This is a genomic window from Cryobacterium sp. TMT2-15-1 (genome assembly GCF_004402345.1).
Taxonomy (GTDB): Bacteria; Actinomycetota; Actinomycetes; order Actinomycetales; family Microbacteriaceae; genus Cryobacterium; species Cryobacterium sandaracinum.
Map to the genome: position 1 here is coordinate 1 of NZ_SOGD01000037.1, position 23,986 is coordinate 23,986.

Genomic DNA, 23,986 nt, shown 5'->3' on the forward strand with positions numbered 1-23,986 from the left:
CCGCTCCAACGCGTTCCTGCGGGTGCTGAAGAACGACGGCATCACCGGGTCGATGGGCCGCGTCGGCGCATGCGGTGACAACGCGGCGATGGAGTCGTTTTTCGCCCTGCTTCAGAAGAACGTCCTCGATCGGCAGCGGTGGTCAACCCGGGAGGAACTGCGCCTGGCGATGGTGGTCTGGATCGAGCGCACCTACCACCGCAAGCGCCGGCAACGCCGCCTCGGTAAGCTCACCCCGATCGAGTTTGAGACAATAAACGTGGCCCTCAAGGCCGCCTGAAACCACTAACCCTTTGAGNCCTGAAACCACTAACCCTTTGAGCCAACTGAACTCGGGGCAGTCCCATCAGGATGGGGCGGGAGAGCACCGCACGTGAGTGCGGGCCAGGATCCTAGATCCAGTCGTTGCGTTTGAAGAGGAAAAACAACACCGTGGAGAAGCCCACGATCAACGCTACCGAAGTGAAGAAGCCTCCGATCTCTCCGAAGCCGGGGTAGGGCACGTTTTGGCCGTAGAAGCCGGTGACGGCCGTCGGTACGGCGATGATGGCGGCATAGCCGGTCACCTTCTTGGTGATCACGTTGAGCCGGTTTCCCTGGAGGGCCAGATTCGCTTCGAGGATACTCGTGGCGAGGTCGCGCAGGCTCTCCGTCCATTCCATAGCGCGCAGTACATGGTCGTAAACGTCCTGAAAGTATGGACCCATTTCGTCGGCCACAAGGTGAAGGTCGCGGCGGAGGAGCGTGTTCACCACTTCGCGCATCGGCAGGATCACCCTCCGGAGCGTTACCAGGCTCTTCCGGAGCGCGAAAGAACTTCGTTGCAGGGCTTCCTGGTCGGCCGAGGGCACGAACAGCTGGTTCTGGAGCTCTTCGATTTCCTCGTCGAGGGTTTCTACCGCCTCGAAGTAGCCGTCGACGAGGTAGTCCAGCAGTCCGTGCAACAGGAAGGCGACACCATGCTTCGCCAAGTCGGGGGAAGAGTCCCATCTTGCAACCACAGCGTCCAAATCGATGCTTTTCTCTTTGTGCACGGTAACCAGCGCGCGGGCCGTGATGAAGGCGGCAATCTCGTCGGTGGTAACCGCTTTCGAGGCCGGATCGAAGCCGACAGCGTAAGCAGACAAGAACGAGTGATCGGGATAGTGATCGAGCTTCGGCCGCTGACGCAGTTTTGTAGCGTCTTCGACGGCCAACTCGTGCAACCCCAGCTCCTCGGTGAGTAGTGCGAGGTCGGCACCATCCGGGGTACAGAGGTCCACCCAAACCACGGTGTTGGGCAACTCAAGATGTTCGGACACATCGCCCAGCGCAAAGTTCTCGTCGATGAGGACACCATCGCGGTAACAGCGGGTACGAGGAGTGGGCACGGCACAGTCAACCATGTCCACCCGTGATCTTCTGGGACCTCGATTTCGCGATTCACGAAGGTGCATCGGGCGACAATCCTTGCCCAAACGGCATGGTCTTCGCACTGTTACGTCTCTGGCATGCGCAAGGACCCAGTCCCTGGTGGCCACACGGATCCCCGCCAACCTCCGGCTGGATCATCGGACCCGAGTCCCGCTGGAGGCGGCCGGGGCTTGGCTCATGTGATGCGCGGCCGGATTAGTGTTCGGTCCAGCAGCCCAGGATGGCAGTAGCTACTTGATAGGAAAACGCGGTGCGGGTGACGCCATGCGGCCCGACCTTCTCCGTCAACTTTCTGGCGTCAACTTGTAACGTCATGTTGTCTTTGAGGAAGACGACCACGCCGCCTGTAGTTTCGTAAGCAGGCAATCCGAGATTCGCGAGTCCTTCAATGGGTTGGACTGGGGCGAGGTTTCCCTGCATCGTGTCGAAGTAGCTGCGGGCAGACGCTGCGTCCGAGGATTCCTGCACCGAGATCACGAATTCTCCATCAGTCAGATGGTAGGTGCAGGTGTATTGGCGAGTGATCCAGCTGTCGACGGAGTGTGGCGGGGCGGCGAGAGCCAGCGCACGTGTGATGTTGTCGCGTGTTTCGGTGCCACAAATCATCTGTGATGCTGCGGACGGTCCTGCCTCCGCGGTGTCTGCCGAGCTCGACTGCGGAATCGGGGAGGCCGACGTGCCTGGCATGGACATTCCGGGGGCCATTGTGTTCACGGCGCCGGAGGAGGTGGTGGCGCATCCAACCAGCAAAGCCGTGGAAGCCACCGCGATCGCAAGCACCCAGACACGCCTGTTGATACGCGTCGTCGTCCTGCTACGCCGCATGGCTGGACACCAAGCTGGCATAGACAACAACATTATCCGGGTACGTGCGAGTGGTTTCGTCGAACTCTCCACCGCAGGTGATCAGCCGTAGTCCCGCATGATCGGTGTTGCCGTAGACGGCGAACTGCGGAAAGTCATCTTTCGGGTATTCCTCCACCCCGTCGACCACGAATACCGCCACTGTCGCATCGGCCCGGGTAACCAAAACCTCGTCGCCGGGACGCATCTCACCAAGTCGGTAAAACACCGCGCGCCCCTGCACCCTGGAGTCGACGTGACCCAGGATGACGGAAGGTCCGACCGCGCCAGGGGTGGGCGAACCGGTATACCAGCCGGCCGGAGAGGCCTCATCCAACGACGGCGTCTGCACCGTGCCGTCAGGATTTTGTCCCAATTGCATCAGGACAGAGTCCACTTCAATCGCGGGGACATTGATCTGGATGGGCTCGGAGGCGGTCAAGGTCGGACCGACAACCTGGTCAACCCGCGGAGTCGGCTGAACAGAGATGGGCTCCGGTGAGGGTGTAGCGGAGACGGACTCCGGCGATGGGGCTGACACGGCAGCCGAGGCTGGCGGTCGAGGAGGAGGAGGAGGGTTGCCCCACAGGGCAAAACCGGTCGCCGAAGAGCCGACGATGAAGAGCAGAACCGCCGCCGCGGTAGCCAGACGGCTACCGCGGCGAGGCTTTTCAGCCGGGATAATCACCGGGGATCAAACCGATCTCAGCCTCGGGCGGCAAGGCGCCGACGAATCATCACCGCGCCACCTGCCGCGGCCAGGGCTCCGGCACCAAGGGCGAGAAGACCCATGTCAGCACCGCTTGACGTGCTGCCACCGCCGGTTTCCACGCCACCATCAGGCATGTTCGCCTGCGACGCACTCAGGGCGCCGCACAGAGCCGGCGACGTTGCTGCCAGGGGCAGACTCGGAACCAAGTCACTCTTTGCGTCCTGTGCAGCTTTCGTCAACGTGGCCGGGTCCAGCCCGTGGACCACCACAACCGCCGTGCCTGCCTCAAGCGAGGCCGCGGTGGCGGCATCCAGAGTGAAGGTTCGGTTGTAGTCGTAGTTTGCACCCATCCCGGCAAGAGTCAGATCAGTTCCGGCCGCCGGACTCGTGTCGCCACTCGTGGACAACGTTGTGCCAATCGCTCCGTATGACGGCTGACCTTCGGTCGTGCTGATCACACCATCTCCATCGGCGTCAGCTGCCGTGGTGGGACACTCCCCCTTCGCACCGATGTGGATGTGCTGTACGTGCGGGTACGGCTTACCGTCGAAGGTCTCGGCCAGACCCTTGACGGTCTGAGTGACTGTGGCCTGGTCACCGGAAACCTGGATGGAGAAGGTTCCGCTACCGTTACTGCCGTTGATCGCATCGAGCGTCCCCTGATAGGACGCGTCACCAGTGGCAGCAAGAGCTGGGCCACCAGTCAAGACGGCCACGCCCAGAGCAAACGCCGGCACAAACAACACTGCTGTTTTCTTATTCATCAAAGTCCCTTACTAGGAGGTAGTTTTCGAAAACATATCGGAGCGAAAACATAAAAGAGTAATCGTCAGTTGAGTTTGTGCGTACAGGCCATATATGTCAAGAGTGGCCCTGGCCTTGATGGCCGACAGCTCACAAGACACACAGTTCACTGTGGACGGATCACGTCGGGAGTTCACTTATAGGTACACAGGCGAAGCCGTGAAGCGGGTCATCACCACCGGCAAAGCGATCGCGACCGTCCTCCGAGAGAGCGAAGTCAACGAGGCAACCCTGGTTCGCATGGCGAGATCCGTCCGAAGAAATAGAAAAGCCACCACCACCCACCGAGCTGATGCCTACTCGGTCGACGTCACCGACGATGACCCCGCCAAGGTCGAATAACGCGACGTCCGGCACCAACAAGCGGGTGTAGGTCTTTGGAAATGTCACTCAGTCGTGGTGGCAGACGGTCGGTTTCTCACAAAAAAGATCGTGAAAATGAGAGCGGCCAGAGCCGTACCGGCGAGAAGGATTAGTCCGATCGCGTAGCTGTTTTCCGCAGCGTTGTAGGTGGCCCCCATCACCAGTGGCGGGAAGTATCCGCCTAACCCACCGGCGGCGCTGACGATGCCGCTCACCGCCCCCACTCTGGCGGGCGGTGCGCTCCTCCCGATCCAGGCGAACACTCCCCCAGCTCCGAGACCGAGTGCCGACGCCATCGCGACAAAGGTGAGGCCGGCGGGGATCTCGCCATCGGGACGGAGGTTCACCACCCAGGCGAGAACGGCCACCGCCGCCAGAGACCCGGTTACCACTGGCTTCGGACCGATGCGGTCGGCAAGAATTCCGCCGATGGGGCGGAGAATAACGGCGGCAACAGCAAACCCAGCCGTTCGTGTTCCCGCGGCAGCGAGGTCGAAATCGTATATCTGGCGGAGGTACGTGGGCAGGTAGGTGGAAAATGCGACGAATCCGCCGAAGACCAGCGCATAGAGAAAACTCATCTGCCATGTCACGCCGAGCCGCGCCGCAGCGGTGAGCTTGGGAAGGAAAGGATCAGTGCTGACCGTGAATCCGGGGGCCTCTGCCATCAGAATCCATACGCATGTTGCGGTGACGAGGAGGAGCGTCGCGATGATGAGGTGAGTTGGAACGTATCCGAGCCATTCCACCAAACGTGGAGTGAAAAATGCCGACACTGCGGTGCCGCCCATCCCTGCCCCGAAGACGCCGGTTGCAAAGCCCCGTCGGGACGGTTGGAACCACTGGCTCACGAAGGGAATTCCCACCGCGAACACGGTTCCGGCTACGCCGAGCAGCAGCGCTGCAGCTACCAAGAAGGCAAATGAGTTGAGGGTTCCGGCAAGCGCCACGAGCAAAAGGACCGGGGCGGATGCAAGCAGTACCAGTGTGAACAGGAGGCGTCCGCCGAATCGGTCGGTGAGCACGCCCACTGGAATGCGGCCGATCGATCCGACGAGTATGGGCATCGCAATGAGTACGGACGTTTGAGCCGAGGAGAGGTTCATCGACTCCGTGTAGCGAATTCCGAGCGGCGAGACGCTCGTCCACGCCCAAAAGCACACGACGGAGGTGAGCGTTGCGAGGGTGAGGTTCACACCCTTGCTGCGGTGTGCTCGCTGCAGTGCCGTCATTTTCGAGCCCATTGGTGTGTCCATGGCCCGCAACTCCGATCAGCGTTTTTCCCGGGTGCGGTCCGTGGTTCCGATAGGCGCCCACCCGCGGCGCACCGGTCGAATCAGCCCGGGCTCCTGATCCCTGGACCGATAGACAATGTAGGGCCGGAAAAGGTAGTGCAGAGGTGCGGTGAAGGCGTGCACCAGCCGGGTGAAGGGCCACACAACGAACAAGAGCATGCCCACGAGGGTGTGAATGTGGAAGGAGAATGGAGCTGCGGCCATGGCCGCAACATCTGGTTGCAGGATGAAAAGCGACCGGAACCAAGGCGCCACGGTTTCACGATAGTTGTGGCCATTTTCGCCGCTGAAAACACTAGCGAGGGTGGTCCAGAGCCCCAGGATAATCGCGGCGGTCAACACGACGTACATGATCTTGTCGTTGGTGGTCGTGGCCATGAAAACCGGCCCGGTTTTGCGTCGCCGATAGATCAGAATCACAATGCCACCGAGAGTGCAGACCCCCGCAACGCCGCCGACCAGCAATGCGTTGAGGTGATAGAAGTCCTGACTCATCCCAAAAAAGAGTGTCCAGGAAATTGGGATCACCAGGCCGAAGAAGTGTCCGGCGATAACGGCGAGGAGCCCGAAATGAAATATCGGCGATCCGATGCGCAGGAGCCGGGATTCGTAGAGCTGGGACGAGCGGGTGGTCCAACCGAATTGGTCGTAACGGTAGCGCCAGATAGTTCCACCGATCAGGATTGCCACCATCACATACGGAAGAATTCCCCACAGCAGCACGTCCCACATCATGAGCTAGCGTTCAGAGGAAGCAGGCGCGGGTCGTACGGTTCGAGTCCGACACTTTCCGTCGGAGGGCCGACGCCGGCCATGGCTTGCACGGCCTGCCGGTCGGCCGGCGAGCGTCCTGGCAGCGTGGCGCAAATGCCGTCCATCACGATGGCGTACGGCGACCCGTGATCCGTGAGCGAAAGCCGGAGCATCTCGACGCTGGGCCGATACTGGATGAGCAGGTCCCGGCCCGCAACGGGGCCGGCCACAGCCGCGAACTCGAGTACCAGTGGCAGGAAATCGGGCAACTCACCATGAGTATTGGTCAGAAAGTCACTCCCCCGGTATACCTGCTTGAAGGCCGCCAGCACGTCACCCCTGCGACGGGTGTCGCCATCTGTCCAATAAGACAAGTAGAGCGGATGATGCTTACTGAGATCGAACGTCTCAACGTAGGAGCGCTGCAAGGTGCCGATTGCGGTGTTCTCAAGGTACGCAATGATCGCGGTGAGATCAGGTGCTGCCGGGCTCTGTTCGGCCAGTGCGGACCGCATCAACTCGCACCTTCCCACCAGTTGAGCGTCCGGGTAAGACAGGCACCACGAGGCTGCCTGGTAGAAGACCCGCTGCGCCAGGCTCTGAGCTGCAGCCCGGTCGCGCCTCACGGCGCACCGCCATCCGTCGGCGGGCGCAAGTCCGCTGGTGACGGCGGTGCAGCGCGGGGCCGGTCCCGTTTTTCGGGGAAAAGGCCGACGGGGGTTCCGTTGCCGTCCCAATTCAGGAGGTTAACGCGGTCCCGTAGCGTCCGCTCGCCGGCGGGAGTGTCGGAAGTCTGCCGATCTCGAAGCGCGTAGAAGTTCTCCACGGCGACGGGCGTCGGCCGACCACTCGCCTCCCCGAACGGAGAGTCTTCGTACATGCCCGGCCCGCCCTCGAAATCGACCGAGCAGCCCATCTCCTCCAGGTCGTGCGCCTGCTCAACGTGCGCCTTGGGGATGACGTAGCGCTCGTCGTACTTCGCGATCGCCATCAGTCTGTACATTTCATACATGTTGCCTGGAGACATCCCCACGGCGGCGGGGATCGACGGGTCGGGATCTTGTCCCATCGTGATACCGCGCATGTAGGCCCGCATCGCCGCGAGTTTGCGTAACACCTCGGTGACTTTGTCGGTGTCCCCAGCGGTAAAGAGCTCGGCGAGGTACTCGACGGGAATGCGGAGCGCGTCAATGGCACCGAAGAGGTTGCCGCTGTCTTCGGCATCGTGGCCCTGTTCACTGAGGAGGTCGACAATGGGAGACAGCGGCGGCACGTACCAAACCATAGGCATCGTTCGATACTCCGGGTGCAGCGGCAACGCCACTTTGTATACCTTTGCGAGTGCGTACACGGGCGATTTTCGCGCGGCTTCCAGCCAATCGCTGGGGATGCCTTGATCGAGGGCGGCGGCGGCCACCTGGGGGTCGTTCGGGTCGAGGAGTAAATCCATCTGTGCTTCGTACAGGTCGGTGACATCCGTCACCGCGGCGGCTTCGGTAACGCGGTCGGCGTCGTAGAGGAACAAGCCGAGATAGCGGAGGCGCCCGACACACGTTTCGGAGCAAACCGTGGGAAGACCGATTTCCACCCGCGGATAGCAGAACGTGCACTTTTCGGCCTTGCCGGTTTTGTGGTTGAAGTAGATCTTCTTGTACGGGCAGCCAGTGATGCATTGGCGCCAGCCGCGGCATTTGTCCTGATCGACGAGCACAATGCCGTCTTCCACGCGCTTATAGATGGCACCGGACGGGCAGGATGCCATGCAGGAAGGATTGAGGCAGTGCTCACAGATCCGCGGGAGGTAGAACATGAAGGTCTCTTCAAAGGCGAATTTGATCTTGTCCTCCGATTCCCGCCTGACCTTCTCCACAATGGGGTCAAGGTGGCCCATCTCCGGGGCGCCGCCGAGGTCATCGTCCCAGTTCGCCGACCAACTGATTTTGGTGTCCTTTCCCGTGATCAAGGATTTTGGGCGGGCCACTGGAAAGTCGTCTCCCAGTGGGGCGTCGATCAGGGTTTTATAGTCATAGGTCCAGGGCTCGTAATAGTCCTTCAACTCGGGCTGCACGGGGCTTGCGAAAATTCCGAAAAGCTTCCTTAGGCGTCCGCCCCCCTTCAGTACAAGCCGGCCCTTCTTGTTGAGTTGCCAACCGCCCTTCCACTGCTCCTGGTCCTCGTAGCGACGCGGATACCCTTGCCCCGGCCGAGTTTCGACGTTATTGAACCAGACATATTCAGTTCCAGCTCGGTTCGTCCATGCCTGTTTGCAGGTCACCGAACAGGTGTGGCACCCGATGCATTTGTCGAGATTCATCACCATGCCCATTTGAGCCATAACGCGCATCAGTACCGCACCTCTTGAGATCGCTTTCGGATTGTAGTGACCATGTCCCGCTGGTTGCCGGTGGGGCCCAGGTAGTTGAAGGCGTATGACAACTGCGCATACCCGCCAATGAGGTGGGTGGGTTTCACGAGCAGGCGGGTGACCGAGTTGTGAATTCCACCGCGGCGGCCCGTTGCCTCCGACTTCGGCACATCGATGGTGCGCTCTTGCGCGTGGTATACGTAAACGACTCCTGCGGGCATCCGATGGCTGACCACGGCGCGGCACACATACACGCCGTTGGAATTGACGCACTCGATCCAGTCATTGTCAGAAACCGAGATGGCCGCCGCATCCGTCGGGCTGATCCAAGCCGTCGGTCCTCCCCGCGATAGCGACAGCATGAATAGATTGTCCTGATACTCCGAATGGATTGACCACTTCGAGTGCGGAGTCAAATAGCGCACTGTGATCTCGGTTGTTCCGTTCGGACCGAACCGAGGTTCGCCGAAAAGGCGCTGCATATCCAGCGGAGGGCGGTAGATCGGGAGGGCCTCGCCGAGGTCGCGCATCCAGTCGTGGTCGAGGAAGAAGTGCATTCGGCCGGTGAGGGTGTGCCAAGGCTTCAGCCGCTCGACGTTGATCGTGAACGGGGAATATCGGCGCCCACCAGTCTCCGACCCGGACCACTCAGGCGACGTGATGACAGGGACGGGCCCCGCTTGCGTCTGCGCAAAGGTCACCCGCTTCTCCTCGGAGCCCTCGGCAAGGTCGACGAGCTTCATACCGGTCTGTTCTTCCAGTTCGCGAAACCCCTGCACGGCCAGTTCGCCATTGGTGGTGCCGGAAAAGCTCAGGATGGCCTGGGCGAACTTTGCATCGGTATCGATGGCCGGGCGGCCGTTCCCCGCGCCACCGAGCATCACCCCGTTGCTACGGGCGAGCCGCTCGATCTCGTGCCCCATCCGATAAGTGATGTTCTTCACGGTGAAACCGCGTTCCTCCGCGAGGGGTCCAACCGTGGCTAGCTTCTCCGCGATAGCGGTGTAGTCCCGTTCGACGATCGAGAAGACAGGCATGTTCTGACCGGGGACCGCCGGTATATCGGTGTCCCGCCAGTCGCGCACCACTCCACCCGGCTGCGCAATCTCCCCCGGCGTATCGTGTTGCAGCGGCACACTGACCAGGTCCCGTCGGGTGCCGAGATGCGTTTTGGCCTGGCGGGAGAACTCCTCGGCGAGCAGTCGAAACGTGTCAAAGTCGGTTTTCGCCTCCCACGGTGGGTCGATTGCGGGGCTGAAGGCGTGCACGAAGGGGTGCATGTCGGTCGAGGAAAGGTCGTGTTTTTCGTACCACGTTGCAGCCGGAAAGACGATGTCCGACAACAGCGTGGTTGACGTCATCCGGAAATCAGCTGAGACGAGCAGGTCCAGTTTTCCTTCCGGCGCCTGGTCGTGCCATTTCACATCACGCGGTCGGGCAGCGTTCACGTGGTCGGCCCCCATCACGTTATTGTGGGTGCCGAGAAGGTTGCGCAAAAAGTACTCATTGCCCTTGGCAGATGAGCCGAAAAGGTTGGAGCGCCAGAGCACCAGGGTGCGCGGCCAATTTTCGGGAGCGTCGACATCGTCGATGGCGGGGGTCAGCCGCCTGCTTTTGAGGGCATCGGCGATCCAGGTGGCGGCGTCGGGCGCCTCCCCCGCATCCACCGCAGCTTGCGCCTCATCGGCGAGGTCAAGCGGGTTGCGGTCGAACTGAGGGTAGAACGGCATCCAACCGAGCCTGTTCGACTGCGCGATCGTGTCCGCGGTGTGCATACCGTCGAAGTGCCCATCAGCGAGAGGGGACTTGAGCGAGTCGGCCGAGTACCCATCTGAGCGCCATTGATCGGTGTGCATGTACCAATACCCGGTACCGATCATGGTGCGCGGCGGTCGACTCCAGTCCAGAGCGTTAGCGAGAGAAATCCATCCCGTGATCGGACGGGTCTTCTCTTGGCCGACGTAATGCGCCCAGCCGCCGCCGTTTCGTCCCATGCATCCGGTGAGCATCACGAGCGAGAGCACCGCACGGTAGGTGGCGTCACCGTGGAACCACTGGCAGATACCGGCCCCCATAATGATCATGGACCGCCCCTTCGATTCCTCAGCGTTGCGGGCAAATTCTCGCGCCACCCGGATGCACGCGGCGGCCGGCACGCTCGTGATTTCCTCCTGCCAGGCCGGCGTGTACGGCGTCGACGCGTCGTCGTAGTCGGTCGCCCAGTCGCCCGGCAGCCCTGGACGCCCAACCCCGTATTGAGCGAGCATCAAGTCGAACACCGTGGTTACCAGGTGCCCTGCCACGCGCCGGACGGGAACGCCGCGAGTCACGATCGACCCCTCTCCGGAGGGTGCCTCGAAGCAGGGCATCCGGATCTCAACGGTTTCCGGGGGCAGGCCGGAGACGGACTCGTCGAGAAGGCTCAACGCCGGGTCGACACCCTCGAGGTCGAGGTTCCACTTGCCCTTACCCGCTTCACCGTACCGGTAGCCGATGGAACCATTGGGCACCACGGGAGCGCCAGTGGCTGAGTCAAGCAAGACCGTTTTGAACGCAGCATCCGGAATGTGCGCCTTGTCGGGCAAGTCAGCCGCCATCAAGAATTTCGTGGGCACCAGCCCGCCGCCGGCGTGCTCCTCGAGCCGGACAAGGAAGGGTAGATCTGTGTAACGGCGCACATAGCCGCTGAAATAGGGCACCTGCCGGTCGACGAAGAATTCTTTGAGCATCACGTGCCCCATCGCCATCGCAAGCGCAGCGTCAGTGCCGGCTTGGGCGGGCAGCCACTCGTCGGCGAACTTCGTATTGTCGGCATAGTCGGGGCTGATCGCCACCACCTTTGTGCCGCGATACCGCACCTCCGCCATGAAATGCGCGTCAGGCGTGCGGGTCACAGGAACGTTTGATCCCCACATCATCAGGTAGGTGGAATCCCACCAGTCACCTGATTCAGGCACGTCAGTCTGGTCGCCGAACACCTGCGGAGAGGCCACGGGAAGGTCGGCATACCAGTCGTAAAAAGACGTCATCACCCCGCCGATGAGCTGGATGAACCGGTTACCCGCCGCGTGCGACACCATAGACATGGCCGGGATTGGGGAGAACCCGGAACACCGATCCGGACCGTACTTCTTGATCGTGTGGACGTGGGCGGCGGCGGCGATTTCGATCGCCTCCTGCCACGGAATCCGGACGAGCCCGCCCTTCCCTCGCGCTTGCTGGTAGGTACGACGTCGTTCAGGGTCGTCCACAACGTCGGCCCAAGCGAGCACGGGGTCCTGGAGACGCACCTTCGCCTCACGGTACATTTCGACGAGAACACCACGGGCGTACGGATACCGCACCCGCGTGGGTGAGTAGGTGTACCAACTGAACGCCGCACCACGGGGGCATCCCCGCGGCTCGTACTCCGGACTGTCGGGGCCTACCGACGGGTAATCCGTCTGCTGCGACTCCCAAGTGATAATGCCGTCCCGAACGTAAACCTTCCACGAGCACGACCCCGTGCAGTTCACCCCATGGGTGGAACGCACCACCTTGTCATGGCTCCACCGGTCGCGGTAGAACACATCGCCCTTGCGCCCGCCCTCACGGAACACTGCGCGCCCATCATCTGTTTGGTCCCACCGAGTGAAAAAACGGCCTAACGCCAACATGGTGTCCGACGCTTTTCCGTCCAACCCGGCAGGCACTGGAGTAGCTGCCATGGGGGAATACTATATATCGACCTTTCAGTCCGCTAGTGGTGCCCATGAACCCGGATGGTGGACACGTATCACGCGACCGTTATCACGGGAAACAGGGCCAAACCGGGATTCTCAAAAGCACCTCACTTTGAGCCAGGAAGCCGCAACTACGAGCGACAAGTGATCGCACTGACGTCGGTTGCGAAGACCTACTTCAGCAGCGTCCGCACGAAAGCGCGCCGGCGTGGAGGGCTGCGGCTCGCGAGGCAATTCTTATCGGCGACTGACAGCGTTCTCCCAGCGAACCCCTATTGTCTTGACCGCACTATTTCGATTGCCTCCAACGAACCGTCCCGATTACGAGGAGATAACATGCCCTTCATCACCGCCCCGGATCACAGCGGTCCCGACGTCGAACTGCATTACGAAGACGTCGGAGCCGGTAAGCCCGTCGTACTGATCCACGGTTGGCCCCTGAGTAGTAGGTCCTGGGAGGGGCAGGTACCCGCACTGGTCGAGGCCGGCTATCGGGTCATCACTCTTGACCGTCGCGGGTTCGGACAGTCGTCACAGCCCTGGGATGGGTACGACTACGACACGTTTGCCGCCGACCTGAAGGCGGTCATCGATACCCTCGACCTGCAGGGGGTCACCCTGATCGGATTCTCGATGGGCGGTGGAGAGCTCGCTCGATACGTCAGTACCTACGGCACCGCCCGCATCGCGAAGCTCGTCTTCGCAAGCGCCGTGCCGCCTTACCTCTGGAAATCGGATGATAACCCTGACGGAGGCGTCGACTCCGATTTGGCTCACTGGTTCCACGACGGCTTGACCGGAGACCGGCCGGCGTTCCTGCACGAATTTCTGCAGATGTTCTTCACCGCCGGCAAGCCGTCGCTGGTCAACACTCCAAAGGTTAGCTCCGCGCAGATTGCCTATAATCTCAACATCGCACAAATGGCATCGCCGAAGGGAACGCTCGACTGCGTTACCGCATTCTCCACTACCGACTTCCGCGACGACCTCACGAAAATCACGGTGCCGACTTTGGTCATACACGGTGACTCCGACACCATTGTGCCATTCGAGGTGAGTGGCAAACGTACTCACGAGTCCATCACCGGCAGTGAACTCGTCGTGATCACAGACGCCCCGCATGGTCTCACCGTTTCGCACAAGGACGAATGGAACCAGCACGTACTCGCATTCCTCGCGAAATAGCCAACCGCCTAAGGCCCTCGCCGACGAGGTTAAAAACCCTTTGCGCAGGACCTTGCCTTGTGATCGATCGTAGCCGTGCATAGATTGACCGAAACTGAAACCACTACCGGGTCTGGTCCTGGCCGGCTCGTCTATGGCACGACCACGGGGTCGATCAGCAACTTTTCCTCAGGGCTTGCGTGTCAGAGCTCACGATTGTTTTGGCGAAACCTCGAACCTTAATGGCGGTATGGTCACCCGGGCCCCCACAAGCCTCTCCCTGGTAATTTTCAAGAAGGAAGTAGAAACATGAGTCAAGAAGCGAATATCACCGCACAGCAAAAGTTCCGTGACGCCGTCAACAGCGGGGAACTCGCGCTTATCAACGAACTCGTGGCCGAAAACGTAGTCGATAACGATCCTGCTCCTGGCCAAGGCGCAGGCCCCGCAGGCTATCAGGCGTTCTTCGCCGAAATGATTGCCGCTTTCCCGGACTTGCACATCAGAGTTGAGCATGTCGTCGCGAATGACACCGACGTCGCATTCGCCTACACCCTCACCGGTACCCACCAAGGCCCCCTCATGGGCCATTCTGCAAGTGGAAAATCAATGTCCGTTCGTGGCATGCAGATCAGTCGGTTCAAGGCCGGGAAACTCGTAGAGCGGTGGGGCAGCAGCGACGAAAAAGGCATGCTCGAACAGCTCGGACTCGCTCCGTAACCTGCCGCGCTTTGTGTTCGGTAATTCCGGTGAAACAGAGCTGGTTCGGGCCTGTCGCGGTGAATTTCCGCATGACGTGGTCGTCTTGGACGGGCTTATCGGAGGTAAACCGGCATCCGAACGCGGAGTCGTCTCGGCGAAATCCCAGGCGGCGTTGGTGAGTTGCGGGTCGTCCCTGTTGCGCTGGGAGGTGGGGTCGCGCTTCCACTGGTAGAACGCTCGTTTGGAGGGGCGCAGCACCCGGCAGGTCACCGTGACGATCAGGAGTCCCGCGCGATTTCTAAACTATCTCTCTAGGCACAACCGCCTAGGGCGTGTCTCCTAATGCTTTTGACCAGATAATTATCGCTCGGAGTACAAAACCGCCGCGGTAGGTGAGGGCGAGTTTGTCGTAGCGGGTGGCGATGCCGCGCCACTGCTTGAAGACCTCGAAACACCGTTCAATGACGTTGCGGCGTTTGTACGACGCCTTGTCGAATGTGGGTGGGCGGCCACCGGATGGCCGCGCCGTTTTCGGTTAGCGACCTGGTCCGATCGCTCCGGGATCACGGCCTGAATGCCGCGATCCCGGAGCATCTTCCGGTTCGCTTTCGACGAATACGCCTTGTCACCCATCGCCCGATCCGGCGTCGTACGCGGCCGACCGCCACCGAGCCGCGGCACTCGCAGACTCCCCAAAACCTCCGGGAACATCGGTGAGTCACCGCCCTGCCTTGGCCCTAACAGAATCATGATAACGCCGACCCAAAACAGGGCCAGTAGTGCCGGGCGAGTTCTAGGGCGAATTCCAGCGGTCGTCGCAACACTGATTGGTTAGCTGGATCGTAGTGCGTCGGCGAGGAGTTGGGCTGGTGTTGTCCAACCGAGTCGCTTCCGGGGCCTGTTGTTGATCTTGATCGCGACAGCGGCGAGGTCATCGGCGCTGTGGATGGCGAGGTCGGTGTGCTTGGGGAAGTATTGCCGCAGCAGTGCGTTCATGTTCTCGTTGGATCCGCGTTGCCAGGGCTTGCCGGCGTGAGCGACGAACACGCCGTCGGTGAAGAGGGAGGCGATCTTGTCGTGGCTGGCCATTTCGGCGCCCTGGTCCCAGGTCAAAGTGCGCCTGAGTTCCTGCGGTAGGGCAGACATCGCGGTGATGAGCGATGCGTTGACTTTAGCTGCGGTGTGCCCGCCGGGGAGGTGGAGGAGGACGGCGTAGCCGCTCTTGCAGTCTACCAGGGTGCAGATCGCCGAACGGGTGCGCGTGCCGATGATGAGGTCCACTTCCCAGTCTCCGAACCGAGACCTGTGTTTACGACCTGGGGGCGGTGGTCGATCAGGGTCGCTGGTGCGATGAAGCGTGGGGCGCGTACGTCGGGGCGCCGACGACGCTTGCGCAGTGGCCTGCCCGTTCTTAGGTGTGGTGTCAGTTTCCTGGTCAAACCACTGTTACCCGGCCAGTACAGGGGGTCACGTCCCGCTGAGTGGCGGAGCGCCTCAACCAGCTGAAACCGCTCCAGCACGACGAGCGTTGCGTCATCGACTGTGAAGTCTGAATTGATGAAGAAGTCACGCATCTCCGCCTTGTGCCAGAAGGATTCCCCTTGGGGTACGGCCATCCGAACCACCGTTCTGACGTTCGGTCGAGTCACGAGCTTCGTTCACACAAGCTCTCCTCTATGTGAACCTGCGTTATCCATCCCAGTCGCGATCAATGAGAATCAGGGTCCGCCCTGAGCTGTCGGTCCCTGTGATTACCTCGGTAAAATATCGGCCGTGAGCGAAGGACATCACGCCGTCGGTGGATACAAAACCAAGTCGCTCGAATCGCTCCATTCGGTACGCGTTGAACATTCCGGCAGGAACAGGCGGAAGCTCAGGTGGTTCAGCAGCCTCAGGCAACCGCACGAGCCCCCACTCAGAGCCGGCGAAGAGAAACTTACCAGTCCCGGAATAGAAAACTTCGCTGTTTTCAGGAAGGTCGAGTCGCCCTACGCCCTCAAGAAAAGACAACTTCAGGTCGACGCAGCTGTTCGGGTCATAGACCGCGCATGTTCCCGTGGACGTTTCTTGCATGGGCCAGATGAAAGCTTTGACGGCGAACCAACCAGCGAAAAGCAGCATCACGCACACAGCAACGAGCATGATCACGGTGAACAGGGCCTTGGTTGCCCGACCGGTGTGCCCTGGCAAAGCAGTTTGTTCAAAGGCGTCGGGCATCAGTTCTCTAATGTTTCCCATCAAGCCACAGCATAGAGGTCGAGAAGTCCGAAGGAGCGGCGAGTGCAGATAGCGCCTTACTGTGTCCCACAGAGTGGTGGCAGGACGACCAACCTTGATCGAGGGGCCCTGTCCATGATGGAACGCAGAGCGGGGATACGATCAATTTCAGGAGATCGCCCGCCCAGACCTGTTTCGCCGCCGCCCTTGTCTTGATTCTGGGCACCGGTATCTCGGGAGGCGCGACCCCAAGTCAACCCGATAAGAGCACCAAGACCCCCTTGGCAAGCTGCGACGAAATCCTCCCGGAAAAATTGGCGCCGGATCTCCTCGGCAGGTCCGACAAGTTCGTGCAACTCCACGAAAAGGAGCCAGACGCAGTCGACCCCCGAGTCCACAGAATGGTCATTGATGGCATAGCCTGCGGTGGCATTGTCAACGAGGCCATGATTGGCGATGGTGCTTTGATCATTGGCCAACTGGCGATGAACGAGAATCAGTGGGCTGAGACTCAGTCCAAGTTTGCTGCCGACGGTCATGAGGCGGTCGACGAAGTCGTCGACGGATGGGTATACGTGTCTAAACCCAGCGACGACCCGACAACTGGCAGTGGATTCGCCTGGCGCGACGGGGTGCTCTACTACGTAGAGAATCCTCTTTTGCTCATGCTCGTGCCACCCTTAGCTTCAGAATTTGCCGAGGGTGCCTCACCCTCATGAACTCCTGACTAGCGGAATGGACAGGGATCCCCGCTACACGCAAGGCGGGACGCGAGAACGGGCGGTGTGACAAGGGAAGGTCCCCGTGCGGAACATGGACGGGATCACCAGCCACTCGTCCGTCTCGCGCAAACGTATGCCAGGAGACGTCCGGCTATCGGACACCCGGCAGATCTAGGTCCAGTACATACGTCTGCGACGGACGTCCCAACAGCGAATGCGGGAATAGCTCTCCCCGCGGTCGCCAGCCATTCTTTTCGTAGAGGTGCACGGCAGCGCGATGATCGGCAAGAACGTGAAGAACAGACCGCTCATGGCCATGCCGAGCAAGCGCGGCTGTTGCTCCAGTTAGACGTGTGCCGCCAAGCCCGCGCCCCTGAGCGCCGGGAGTGACAGCGAGCAGTCCCATGACAGGCGAGTCGGGTGGATCACTGGCCAGACCCGAACCTGGTTTCGTTGCCAGTACAAACCCGACGAGCCCAGCGGCTGCATCCTCGGCCACGATCCAACATTCTGAATTATCGAACTTTAGTCGAGCTCGCTCGGCTACTCCATCGACCGCTTCACCATCCCGAGCGACGCACGCCGCGACCCAAAGCGAAACGCACCCCGCCGCATCCTCTGCGGTGCCACTTCGAAACAAGAAATCGTTCTCCCCGCACGGATTTTCCATGCCTCGAGTTTCCCACCCGTTTCGATGATCATTCGCCTCCCGGTTGGTGGACGCGCTGTGCATATCGGGGCTCAGGTTGCCAGGCGTGGACGGGCGAGCGTTCGGGGCGTTCAGTTCGGGGCGTTCAGTTCGCGGCCATCACGACCGGACGCCGCTCCATGTGCCGCCACGCTCCTCCGGTCAGTGGACTCAGCGTGACGAGCGTGTAGACGACCGCGACGATTCCGAAGGCGAGCGACAGGCCGATCGTGTCGGCGGCGATGCCGCCGATCAGGGCGCCGAACGGCACACCCGCCCACGCACCGGCGTTGATCAGGCCGAACACCCGGCCGCGCATGTGTTCGGGAACGCGTTCAAGCTCCACCGTGCCGAGAATCGGATTGATCGCCCCAGCCGCCAAGCCCGAGAGCGCGGTCATTGCGACGAGCACGGGCATCGGCGCACCGACGGCGAAGGCAGCGCTTGACGGGCCACCAGCCAAGGCGAAGCACACAGCCAGGGTCACGCGGCGGGGCACACGGTGAGCGACGAAGCCGAAGGCCACATTGCCCACCAGGGCGCAACCGCCCATGACCGCCACCAGCAGACCGAGAGCGGCCGCGCCTCCCAGACGATCGTTCGCGTAGAGGGGCATCAGGGTCGAGCCGCGGGCGGCGTCGAGCAGGTTCGTGACCAAGACGAGGCCGACGACCAAACGCATCAGTGGGTCGTGGATGACGAAGCGGAAGCCTTCGGCCAGGTCGGCCCAGTAGGAGGAACGGGGAGCGTCAGCACTGTCGACGCTCAGCCTGACGGCGGCAGGCACGGCCGCCACAAACGCCCAGGTCAGCAGTGCTGAGACCGCGAACGTTGCCGCGTTGACGAAGAGGGCTGCGATCGGCCCCAGGAGCGCGACGAGCAGGCCGGCGATCGAGGCGCCGATCAGCTTGGCGAAGCGCTCAGAACCGTCGAGGAGCCCGACACTCTGCTCGATCCGCGCGCCGGCCCGTACCGTCAGCCCGGGCAGCATGACGCGGCGGGCGGTCTGTCCCGGGGTGTCGAGCAGTCCGCCCGCGAATACCAGGATGAGAAGGGCCCAGAATGGCAGCCCGACGGTCAGCGCCAGTACCGGCATGGCCAGCACGGTGGCACCACTCACGAGGTCCGCAACGATCGCCGCTCGTCGGTGACCGACCCTGTCCACGACAACCCCGCCGAGCGCCCCGCCGACCACGACCGGGGCGGTGGCGAAGAATGCCGCGATTCCCACCTCGACGCCTGATCCGCCGAGGCCGAGGACGTAGAAGGGGATGGCGAACGCTGTGATCACATTGCCCGTTTGCGAGATCGCGTGGGCAGCCAGCAGGGCCGAGAGGGCGCCCATTGCGCGGCGGTCGCCAGGCAGCGCCTCCTTCATGTTCTTCCTCCTCGGCGGTCTGACTCAGGGACGGCGATAGGCCTGGTAGACGAGCACCACGGGCTCGGCGCCATCGGCCGTGGCTGGGTCGTGGGCGGCGCTCGCGTCGAGCCATCGGTTGACGAGGGCTTCGAGCTCGGTCCGCATGGTGCCCAGTTCCTCGACGGTGAGAAGCAGGCTGCGGTCCCCGCTCGCGCCTGCCGCGACCCACTCGCGGGGCAGGGCAGGTGTCGCGTCGATGTAGTCGGTATATCGAGCGGCGTAGGCCTGAGCAATCGACTTCTGCAGAACAGAAGACGCCGCCAGCTTGTCGGGGTCGTCGAGCAGATCGGCGGGCTCCCAGCTGGTCAGCAGGGTCGTGGCCTTCCACCAGCGTTCGCGGTGGTCGGTGCTCTGAGCCTCGGCGGGCTCGATCAGGGCGATGGAGGCAAGCTTGCCGAGGTGGTAGCTGATGGTACCCGGAGCCTCATCGACGACGTCGCCGAGCTGGGCGGAGGTCAACGGGCCGCGTTCGCGAAGCAGGCCGAGCAGACGCAACCGGGTTGGATGCGCGAGGACCCGCATGGAGGCAGCCGAGTTGAGCGTGGTGCGTGAAGCGTCGCGGGGGGTCATACCGATGACCCTATAAGAACAACAGTTATTGCGCAACGATTGTTGCGCAATAACTGGTACTCGAGCGTCCTCTCGCTCCTAAGCTGAGCCCATGGTCAACGAGGCTGAACATGAGGGCCGGGCTCTTCGGATCGAAGGTTTGGTGAACGCACGCGATCTCGGTGGCCTCCCACGACAAAATGGAACACTGACTCCCAGAAGCGTTTTCTTCCGTTCCGAGAATGTCGACTAGGTCACCCCAGCGGGGTGGGACCAAGTGCACGACGCCGGCATCCGCACCATCGTCGACCTCCGCCAGGCAGGAGAACGGGCGCGGGACACCCAGCCGCGGCCCGATTGGCTGACCCCTGTCACAGTCGATCTGGACGGCCTCGATGATGCCGTCTTCTGGAAGGACTTCTGGAGCAACGGGCTCAGCGGCACGGCACTGTACTTCTTGCCGCACCTCTACGCGATGCCCGAACGTAGCGTCGCGGTCCTGTCTGCCTTGGCCAGCGCGCCAGACGGCGGCGTTCTCTTTCATTGCATGGGCGGACGAGATCGAACCGGACTCATCGCAATGCTGCTTCTGACTGCCATTGATACGGAACCGGACGCCATCGCCGACGATTATCTCGAAACAGTCAGACTCGCCGATCTGCGGTCGAACCCGGCGGACCGGCGCCCGCGGGGTGTCAGTGACCGGCGAGCAAATGTGGGATCTGCTGGACGTGGCGGGGAAAGTCCGGGCACGGCAGGCCGCGGAACTGGAGCGAGAGCGGGTAGTGGTCGAGGTAGAGGCCGCAGACAACGTCATTCAGATGTGGAGGCGGAGAGCGTGAAGTTCCCGACGCTATTCACGGGACGGGCGTTCCTTTAGACGCGCCTGACTGCGAATTCTCCCGGGCGGAGCAAACGGGACGGTCCCGTCAGCAGAAACTCCGTGGCCATTTCGTGTCGATTCCCATACTAGGCAGCTCAAATTGCGCACTCGAATGCACCGCTCAGGTACGCCACCACGGACCTTGGCTCTATGTTGGCGAGTAGCGCTTGGTGGTAGCGGTAGTCCGGCGAGTTGGTGTGTTATCTCGTGGCTTCGTGGACACTAAATCTCATCACTTCGCGGACGCTGGGTCTCATGGCTTCGTGTGTCCTGTCTCAACGCATCGTGGACACACGATCTCATGACATCGTGGACACCATCTCTCACAGCATCGGAGACACTTGCGCCGGTGATAGTTGAGGAAAGTCGAATTCTCTTTCACCCCAGACTCGTGCCGCCATCATGAACTACGACCCGACTCAGCCTCACGCGCTGTCGATTATCGGGTTCTGCCGCTCTCTGAAGATCTCTCGGAGCGTGTTCTACAAGATCCGTGGGCGAGCTGTCCATGAGGCGGCTGCTGCGCTGCACCCCCGCTCCCGCGCTCCGAACGTTCCGGCCCGACGCTTTGGGCAGGTGGTCGTGAATGAGCTGGTGAAGATCCGCAAACAGCTCAAGTCTGATGGCTGGGATTATGGTCCCCGTTCGCTTTACTACGAAGCGGCCATGGATGACGGGTTCCTTGGAGGGAAGGTCCCCTCGGTGGCGACGATTGCGCGTCTTCTGGCCAGCGTGGGGCAGGTGGACGCGTCGCCGAAAAAGCGGCCAAAGTCGTCCTATATCCCGTTCGTGCGCGCGACGGTGATGTCGCTGTGGCAGCTGGACGCGTTCGAGTACCGGCTGGCTGGTGGGCAGATCGTCACGGTGTATCAACTTCTCGACGACGCCAGCCGATACGACGTGGGCTCCGACGCCTATTCGCGTCATGAGAACAGTACCGACGCTAAGGACGTGCTCGAACGGGCTATTGCCGCATGCGGGGCACCCCGGGAAGTGCTCTCGGATAACTCCCTGGCGTTCAATCAGCTGCGGGCAGGCACGATCGGTTCCGTGGAGATCTTTCTGGCCTCGAAAGGAACCATGCCGATCAGCGGGCTGCCGGGCAAGCCCACCACACAGGGCAAGAACGAGCGCTCCCACCAGACGCTGATCCGTTTCCTCGACGCCGACCGGCCGGCCACTCTGGAGCAGCTCCGTGGCCGGGTCCAGCGATTCCGGGAGCACTACAACAATCGCCGACCGCATCAAGCCCTCGAACAGGCCACGCCGCGGGCGGCGTGGGACTTGCTCGAACACACGCCAGCGACCGAGCCGATCCCGCTGTCGGTGTTGGAAGCGAAAGCCTCTGAGTACCGGCAGGCTCGCACACGACGACAGTCAGACCTTCACCGGGCATCGTTGACGATCTCCAAGACCGGGGAGGTCCTGCCCGACGACAGCGCGCGGCCGCCCACAGCGGATCAGTCACTCGTGGAGGTCACCACGGCGAACAGGCAGGTCTATTTTCAGGGATACCACGTCTCCCTGCCGACGACGTGCGCCGACCGCACGTTCTACCGGACGATCACCGCTGACGCGTTCTTGCTGACCGATCCCGTGACCGCTGAGATCGTGTTCTCGTTCCCGCTGCCGATGGTCGCGCTCAACGTCCGAGGCCGATACATCGCCTCGTACTCTATCCAGGGCGTTAATGTGGCCCACCCGACGAAGCCCTGGGCGCGCAAGAACGCGGAGTATCAGCAACAGTTCGCACAGCTCCAGACCGATCTCCCCGCAGTGCTCGGTGAGCCAGGGCGGTAGCTGTGCACGAAGCCATGAGACCCAGCGTCCGCGAAGTGATGAGATTTAGTGTCCACGAAGTCACGAGATAACACACCAGGTGCCTGGACTAGCGCTACCAACTCGGGCTACTCGCCACTATGCCATGAGGGTCCGGCTTGCGGGCAGCTTATGGCGGACCCAAGGTCCTTCGGTGGTGAAGAAGAGTTAGGACCTCAATCTTTGCTCGTTTGCCAAGCGATCCAAGTCAGCGCGCAGGGTGTGAAGCTCAGACTGGACTTGCTTCGCACCCCGCCGGACAATCACCAACACCACAATGATCAGGATGGTCGGCGCGAGGAGAATCAGTAGCCCGAGAAGCTGCAAGAACGGGTTCATTCCCTGCCTTTCTTTGGACCATTCGGCTACTCGCTGCTACCGGAGCACGCCACGACCGCGTAGGCGCCTGTGGAGGTTTGCTCAGCAATGACTTCTCCATTTGCCGTGATCTTGCACGAAATCATCGTTGCCTCAGCTGACGCCGCTGCGACAAGCGAGAAGATGCTTGAGGAGAACAATTCGCCATCTTCGAGCGTCACTTCATTGGTGAAGGGGAGGGGCGCGTCGGTGGTCTGTTCCTGACCCGCGCCGCCATTATTGAACGTCATGTAGATGATGCTCCCGGCCGTGCCAGCATCGCTGGTCACGTCATAAATCACGGTGTTGCCTGTTGATGTCTCCGCTTCGACGATTGGGCCGTCGACTGCCCCGGCATCGGACTTGGGCGCTGCAGATGAACTGCATCCGGTAAGCACGAATGCCGATAGCAGGATGCCGGTGGTGAGCACGAGCGCGGTCTTCTTCATTGGTCCCCCTGGTTGTTGTGGATGGAATGCCTGCGACAGTCCAAACACAGGCTGGTCCGACCAAACACAGGCTGGTCCGAATTCGACGAGAAGTTGCTGCAGCGTTTGGTGCCTCGCGCTCGAAGCCTCGATCGAAAAAAGGCCCGCGTCGGAAACTCCGCAAAACACAATCTACGCCGTGGCTTACTCATTCTTGACTCATTGGTTTCCCCAATCCGAGGGTCGACCGCTGGCCGGTTCATTGTCCCTCTTGCGGGGAACATCCCGACAGTGGGCACTTCACGCTTTAGTTATGGGGCACTGACGCTCCGGAGCGTCGTGGGCGTACAACTTAATGCGACAAAATACCGATCAAAGAACGCCTCCACAGAGCGCCAAAAAGCAGGGCTACGCAGTTCAAGGTGGCTGCACCAGGTGGGGCCAGACCAGTCAGAGCGGAATCCGCGAAGTCGGCGGAGGTGCGTGACTCACCGTGTGCCTGTGTTGCTGCGTTTCCCGCGCGTCACCATCAAGTAGATTCCGCCGATGGCAAGGAGCATCAGCGCGATGACTACTGCACTCAGCGCCGTGGTTTCGAGCCCAGATAGGACGACGGCGGACGGCCCCGTTCCGATGCTGCAGTGGATCTGCGTCGGCAGAAGCGTCGTGGAAATGTCGAGGGTCTTGCCCACCCCACCGTGGGCGCCGGCGTCGATAAGTGGGTACCAGCAGGCCGAGCGCAGTTCCTCACCACTCGGGAGTACGAAA

At 61.5% G+C, this 23,986-nt stretch carries 22 protein-coding genes and 3 pseudogenes; 7 read left to right on the forward strand and 18 right to left on the reverse strand.

Translation table 11 applies throughout. The annotated features are described in order from the left end of the window. A partial coding sequence (locus E3O62_RS10095) for an IS3 family transposase (RefSeq protein ID WP_166786460.1) occupies positions 1-280 on the forward strand: 280 nt, incomplete at its 5' end. 112 nt (positions 281-392) lie between these two features. On the opposite strand, the gene E3O62_RS10100 is transcribed toward E3O62_RS10095, so the two are convergent. From E3O62_RS10100 to E3O62_RS10115, 4 genes are all read right to left on the reverse strand, one after another. Beyond that, positions 393-1,385 carry a magnesium transporter CorA family protein gene (locus E3O62_RS10100; protein WP_134394147.1) on the reverse strand — a complete coding sequence of 331 codons (993 nt, stop codon included), beginning with the start codon at positions 1,383-1,385 and terminating at the stop codon, positions 393-395. A gap of 223 nt (positions 1,386-1,608) precedes the next feature. Beyond that, positions 1,609-2,193: a hypothetical protein gene (locus E3O62_RS10105; protein ID WP_134398411.1), complete on the reverse strand. Its 585-nt coding sequence runs from the start codon at positions 2,191-2,193 to the stop codon at positions 1,609-1,611. Between the two features lie 34 nt (positions 2,194-2,227). Then, positions 2,228-2,698, reverse strand: a complete 471-nt coding sequence (locus E3O62_RS10110; protein ID WP_166786461.1) for a class F sortase — start codon at positions 2,696-2,698, stop codon at positions 2,228-2,230. 263 nt (positions 2,699-2,961) lie between these two features. Further along, positions 2,962-3,732: a hypothetical protein gene (locus tag E3O62_RS10115; protein ID WP_134398413.1), complete on the reverse strand. Its 771-nt coding sequence runs from the start codon at positions 3,730-3,732 to the stop codon at positions 2,962-2,964. A 199-nt stretch (positions 3,733-3,931) separates the two neighbouring features. On the opposite strand from E3O62_RS10115, the gene E3O62_RS10120 reads away from it, so the two are divergent. Continuing rightward, on the forward strand, positions 3,932-4,114 hold the full coding sequence (locus E3O62_RS10120) for a hypothetical protein (protein ID WP_134398414.1): 183 nt from the start codon (positions 3,932-3,934) through the stop codon (positions 4,112-4,114). A 44-nt stretch (positions 4,115-4,158) separates the two neighbouring features. On the opposite strand, the gene E3O62_RS10125 is transcribed toward E3O62_RS10120, so the two are convergent. The 5 genes from E3O62_RS10125 to E3O62_RS10145 are packed head-to-tail and all read right to left on the reverse strand — an operon-like array spanning position 4,159 to position 12,255. Next, positions 4,159-5,379: an MFS transporter gene (locus E3O62_RS10125; protein WP_134398415.1), complete on the reverse strand. Its 1,221-nt coding sequence runs from the start codon at positions 5,377-5,379 to the stop codon at positions 4,159-4,161. 27 nt (positions 5,380-5,406) lie between these two features. Further along, positions 5,407-6,162: a respiratory nitrate reductase subunit gamma gene (narI, locus tag E3O62_RS10130; protein WP_134398466.1), complete on the reverse strand. Its 756-nt coding sequence runs from the start codon at positions 6,160-6,162 to the stop codon at positions 5,407-5,409. Next, positions 6,162-6,809, reverse strand: a complete 648-nt coding sequence (gene narJ, locus E3O62_RS10135) for a nitrate reductase molybdenum cofactor assembly chaperone (RefSeq protein WP_347232330.1) — start codon at positions 6,807-6,809, stop codon at positions 6,162-6,164. Before narJ ends, narI begins: the two co-directional genes overlap by 1 nt. Then, the gene (gene narH / locus E3O62_RS10140) at positions 6,806-8,527 is read right to left on the reverse strand and encodes a nitrate reductase subunit beta (RefSeq protein ID WP_134398416.1); all 1,722 of its coding nucleotides are present in this window, start codon (positions 8,525-8,527) and stop codon (positions 6,806-6,808) included. The genes narJ and narH overlap by 4 nt, the downstream gene beginning before the upstream one ends. After that, positions 8,527-12,255 carry a nitrate reductase subunit alpha gene (locus tag E3O62_RS10145; RefSeq protein ID WP_134398417.1) on the reverse strand — a complete coding sequence of 1,243 codons (3,729 nt, stop codon included), beginning with the start codon at positions 12,253-12,255 and terminating at the stop codon, positions 8,527-8,529. Before E3O62_RS10145 ends, narH begins: the two co-directional genes overlap by 1 nt. A gap of 351 nt (positions 12,256-12,606) precedes the next feature. Here E3O62_RS10145 and E3O62_RS10150 point away from each other — a divergent pair, with 351 nt between their 5' ends. Both E3O62_RS10150 and E3O62_RS10155 read left to right on the forward strand, forming a co-directional pair. After that, positions 12,607-13,455, forward strand: a complete 849-nt coding sequence (locus tag E3O62_RS10150) for an alpha/beta fold hydrolase (protein WP_134398467.1) — start codon at positions 12,607-12,609, stop codon at positions 13,453-13,455. Between the two features lie 288 nt (positions 13,456-13,743). After that, a complete protein-coding gene (locus E3O62_RS10155) occupies positions 13,744-14,154 on the forward strand; it encodes an ester cyclase (RefSeq protein WP_134394109.1) in 411 nt (136 codons plus the stop codon). A 307-nt stretch (positions 14,155-14,461) separates the two neighbouring features. Here E3O62_RS10155 and E3O62_RS17140 read toward each other — a convergent pair whose 3' ends face one another. The 4 genes and pseudogenes from E3O62_RS17140 to E3O62_RS10170 form a co-directional block, all read right to left on the reverse strand. Then, complete coding sequence (locus tag E3O62_RS17140; RefSeq protein ID WP_370448912.1) at positions 14,462-14,599, reverse strand: hypothetical protein; 138 nt, start codon at positions 14,597-14,599, stop codon at positions 14,462-14,464. A gap of 20 nt (positions 14,600-14,619) precedes the next feature. Then, positions 14,620-14,886, reverse strand: a pseudogene (locus E3O62_RS17565) (transposase); the annotation flags it as partial. A gap of 81 nt (positions 14,887-14,967) precedes the next feature. Beyond that, positions 14,968-15,513, reverse strand: a pseudogene (locus E3O62_RS10165) (IS30 family transposase); the annotation flags it as partial. A 312-nt stretch (positions 15,514-15,825) separates the two neighbouring features. Further along, complete coding sequence (locus E3O62_RS10170; RefSeq protein ID WP_134398420.1) at positions 15,826-16,353, reverse strand: hypothetical protein; 528 nt, start codon at positions 16,351-16,353, stop codon at positions 15,826-15,828. Between the two features lie 212 nt (positions 16,354-16,565). On the opposite strand from E3O62_RS10170, the gene E3O62_RS10175 reads away from it, so the two are divergent. Next, a complete protein-coding gene (locus tag E3O62_RS10175) occupies positions 16,566-17,072 on the forward strand; it encodes a hypothetical protein (protein WP_134398421.1) in 507 nt (168 codons plus the stop codon). Positions 17,073-17,226: 154 nt separating this feature from the next. Here E3O62_RS10175 and E3O62_RS17570 read toward each other — a convergent pair whose 3' ends face one another. From E3O62_RS17570 to E3O62_RS10190, 3 genes are all read right to left on the reverse strand, one after another. Then, positions 17,227-17,808 carry a GNAT family N-acetyltransferase gene (locus E3O62_RS17570; RefSeq protein ID WP_134398422.1) on the reverse strand — a complete coding sequence of 194 codons (582 nt, stop codon included), beginning with the start codon at positions 17,806-17,808 and terminating at the stop codon, positions 17,227-17,229. 61 nt (positions 17,809-17,869) lie between these two features. Continuing rightward, on the reverse strand, positions 17,870-19,141 hold the full coding sequence (locus tag E3O62_RS10185; protein ID WP_174720132.1) for an MFS transporter: 1,272 nt from the start codon (positions 19,139-19,141) through the stop codon (positions 17,870-17,872). Between the two features lie 24 nt (positions 19,142-19,165). Next, positions 19,166-19,753 carry a helix-turn-helix domain-containing protein gene (locus E3O62_RS10190; protein ID WP_134398423.1) on the reverse strand — a complete coding sequence of 196 codons (588 nt, stop codon included), beginning with the start codon at positions 19,751-19,753 and terminating at the stop codon, positions 19,166-19,168. A gap of 91 nt (positions 19,754-19,844) precedes the next feature. On the opposite strand from E3O62_RS10190, the pseudogene E3O62_RS10200 reads away from it, so the two are divergent. Beyond that, positions 19,845-20,612: pseudogene (locus E3O62_RS10200) on the forward strand (tyrosine-protein phosphatase). Between the two features lie 405 nt (positions 20,613-21,017). Further along, complete coding sequence (locus E3O62_RS10205; RefSeq protein ID WP_134398426.1) at positions 21,018-22,415, forward strand: integrase core domain-containing protein; 1,398 nt, start codon at positions 21,018-21,020, stop codon at positions 22,413-22,415. Between the two features lie 383 nt (positions 22,416-22,798). Here the strand turns inward: E3O62_RS10205 and E3O62_RS10210 are convergent, their stop codons facing one another. Both E3O62_RS10210 and E3O62_RS10215 read right to left on the reverse strand, forming a co-directional pair. Then, complete coding sequence (locus E3O62_RS10210) at positions 22,799-23,239, reverse strand: MmpS family transport accessory protein (protein ID WP_134398427.1); 441 nt, start codon at positions 23,237-23,239, stop codon at positions 22,799-22,801. Positions 23,240-23,706: 467 nt separating this feature from the next. Continuing rightward, entirely contained in the window at positions 23,707-23,910 is a 204-nt protein-coding gene (locus E3O62_RS10215) for a hypothetical protein (protein WP_134398428.1), read from the reverse strand. Between the last annotated feature and the right edge of the window lie 76 nt (positions 23,911-23,986).

What these genes read in the sequence shown, in the direction of transcription:
- E3O62_RS10125 (WP_134398415.1), bottom strand. Translation starts at nt 5,379, where the DNA reads ATGGGCTCGAAAATGACGGCACTGCAGCGAGCACACCGCAGCAAGGGT.
- E3O62_RS10145 (WP_134398417.1), bottom strand. Translation starts at nt 12,255, where the DNA reads ATGGCAGCTACTCCAGTGCCTGCCGGGTTGGACGGAAAAGCGTCGGAC.
- E3O62_RS10185 (WP_174720132.1), bottom strand. Translation starts at nt 19,141, where the DNA reads ATGAAGGAGGCGCTGCCTGGCGACCGCCGCGCAATGGGCGCCCTCTCG.
- narI (WP_134398466.1), bottom strand. Translation starts at nt 6,162, where the DNA reads ATGTGGGACGTGCTGCTGTGGGGAATTCTTCCGTATGTGATGGTGGCA.
- E3O62_RS10100 (WP_134394147.1), bottom strand. Translation starts at nt 1,385, where the DNA reads ATGGTTGACTGTGCCGTGCCCACTCCTCGTACCCGCTGTTACCGCGAT.
- E3O62_RS10190 (WP_134398423.1), bottom strand. Translation starts at nt 19,753, where the DNA reads ATGACCCCCCGCGACGCTTCACGCACCACGCTCAACTCGGCTGCCTCC.
- E3O62_RS10210 (WP_134398427.1), bottom strand. Translation starts at nt 23,239, where the DNA reads ATGAAGAAGACCGCGCTCGTGCTCACCACCGGCATCCTGCTATCGGCA.
- narH (WP_134398416.1), bottom strand. Translation starts at nt 8,527, where the DNA reads ATGCGCGTTATGGCTCAAATGGGCATGGTGATGAATCTCGACAAATGC.
- E3O62_RS10205 (WP_134398426.1), top strand. Translation starts at nt 21,018, where the DNA reads ATGAACTACGACCCGACTCAGCCTCACGCGCTGTCGATTATCGGGTTC.
- E3O62_RS10155 (WP_134394109.1), top strand. Translation starts at nt 13,744, where the DNA reads ATGAGTCAAGAAGCGAATATCACCGCACAGCAAAAGTTCCGTGACGCC.
- E3O62_RS10115 (WP_134398413.1), bottom strand. Translation starts at nt 3,732, where the DNA reads ATGAATAAGAAAACAGCAGTGTTGTTTGTGCCGGCGTTTGCTCTGGGC.
- E3O62_RS10170 (WP_134398420.1), bottom strand. Translation starts at nt 16,353, where the DNA reads ATGCCCGACGCCTTTGAACAAACTGCTTTGCCAGGGCACACCGGTCGG.
- E3O62_RS17570 (WP_134398422.1), bottom strand. Translation starts at nt 17,808, where the DNA reads ATGCACAGCGCGTCCACCAACCGGGAGGCGAATGATCATCGAAACGGG.
- E3O62_RS10150 (WP_134398467.1), top strand. Translation starts at nt 12,607, where the DNA reads ATGCCCTTCATCACCGCCCCGGATCACAGCGGTCCCGACGTCGAACTG.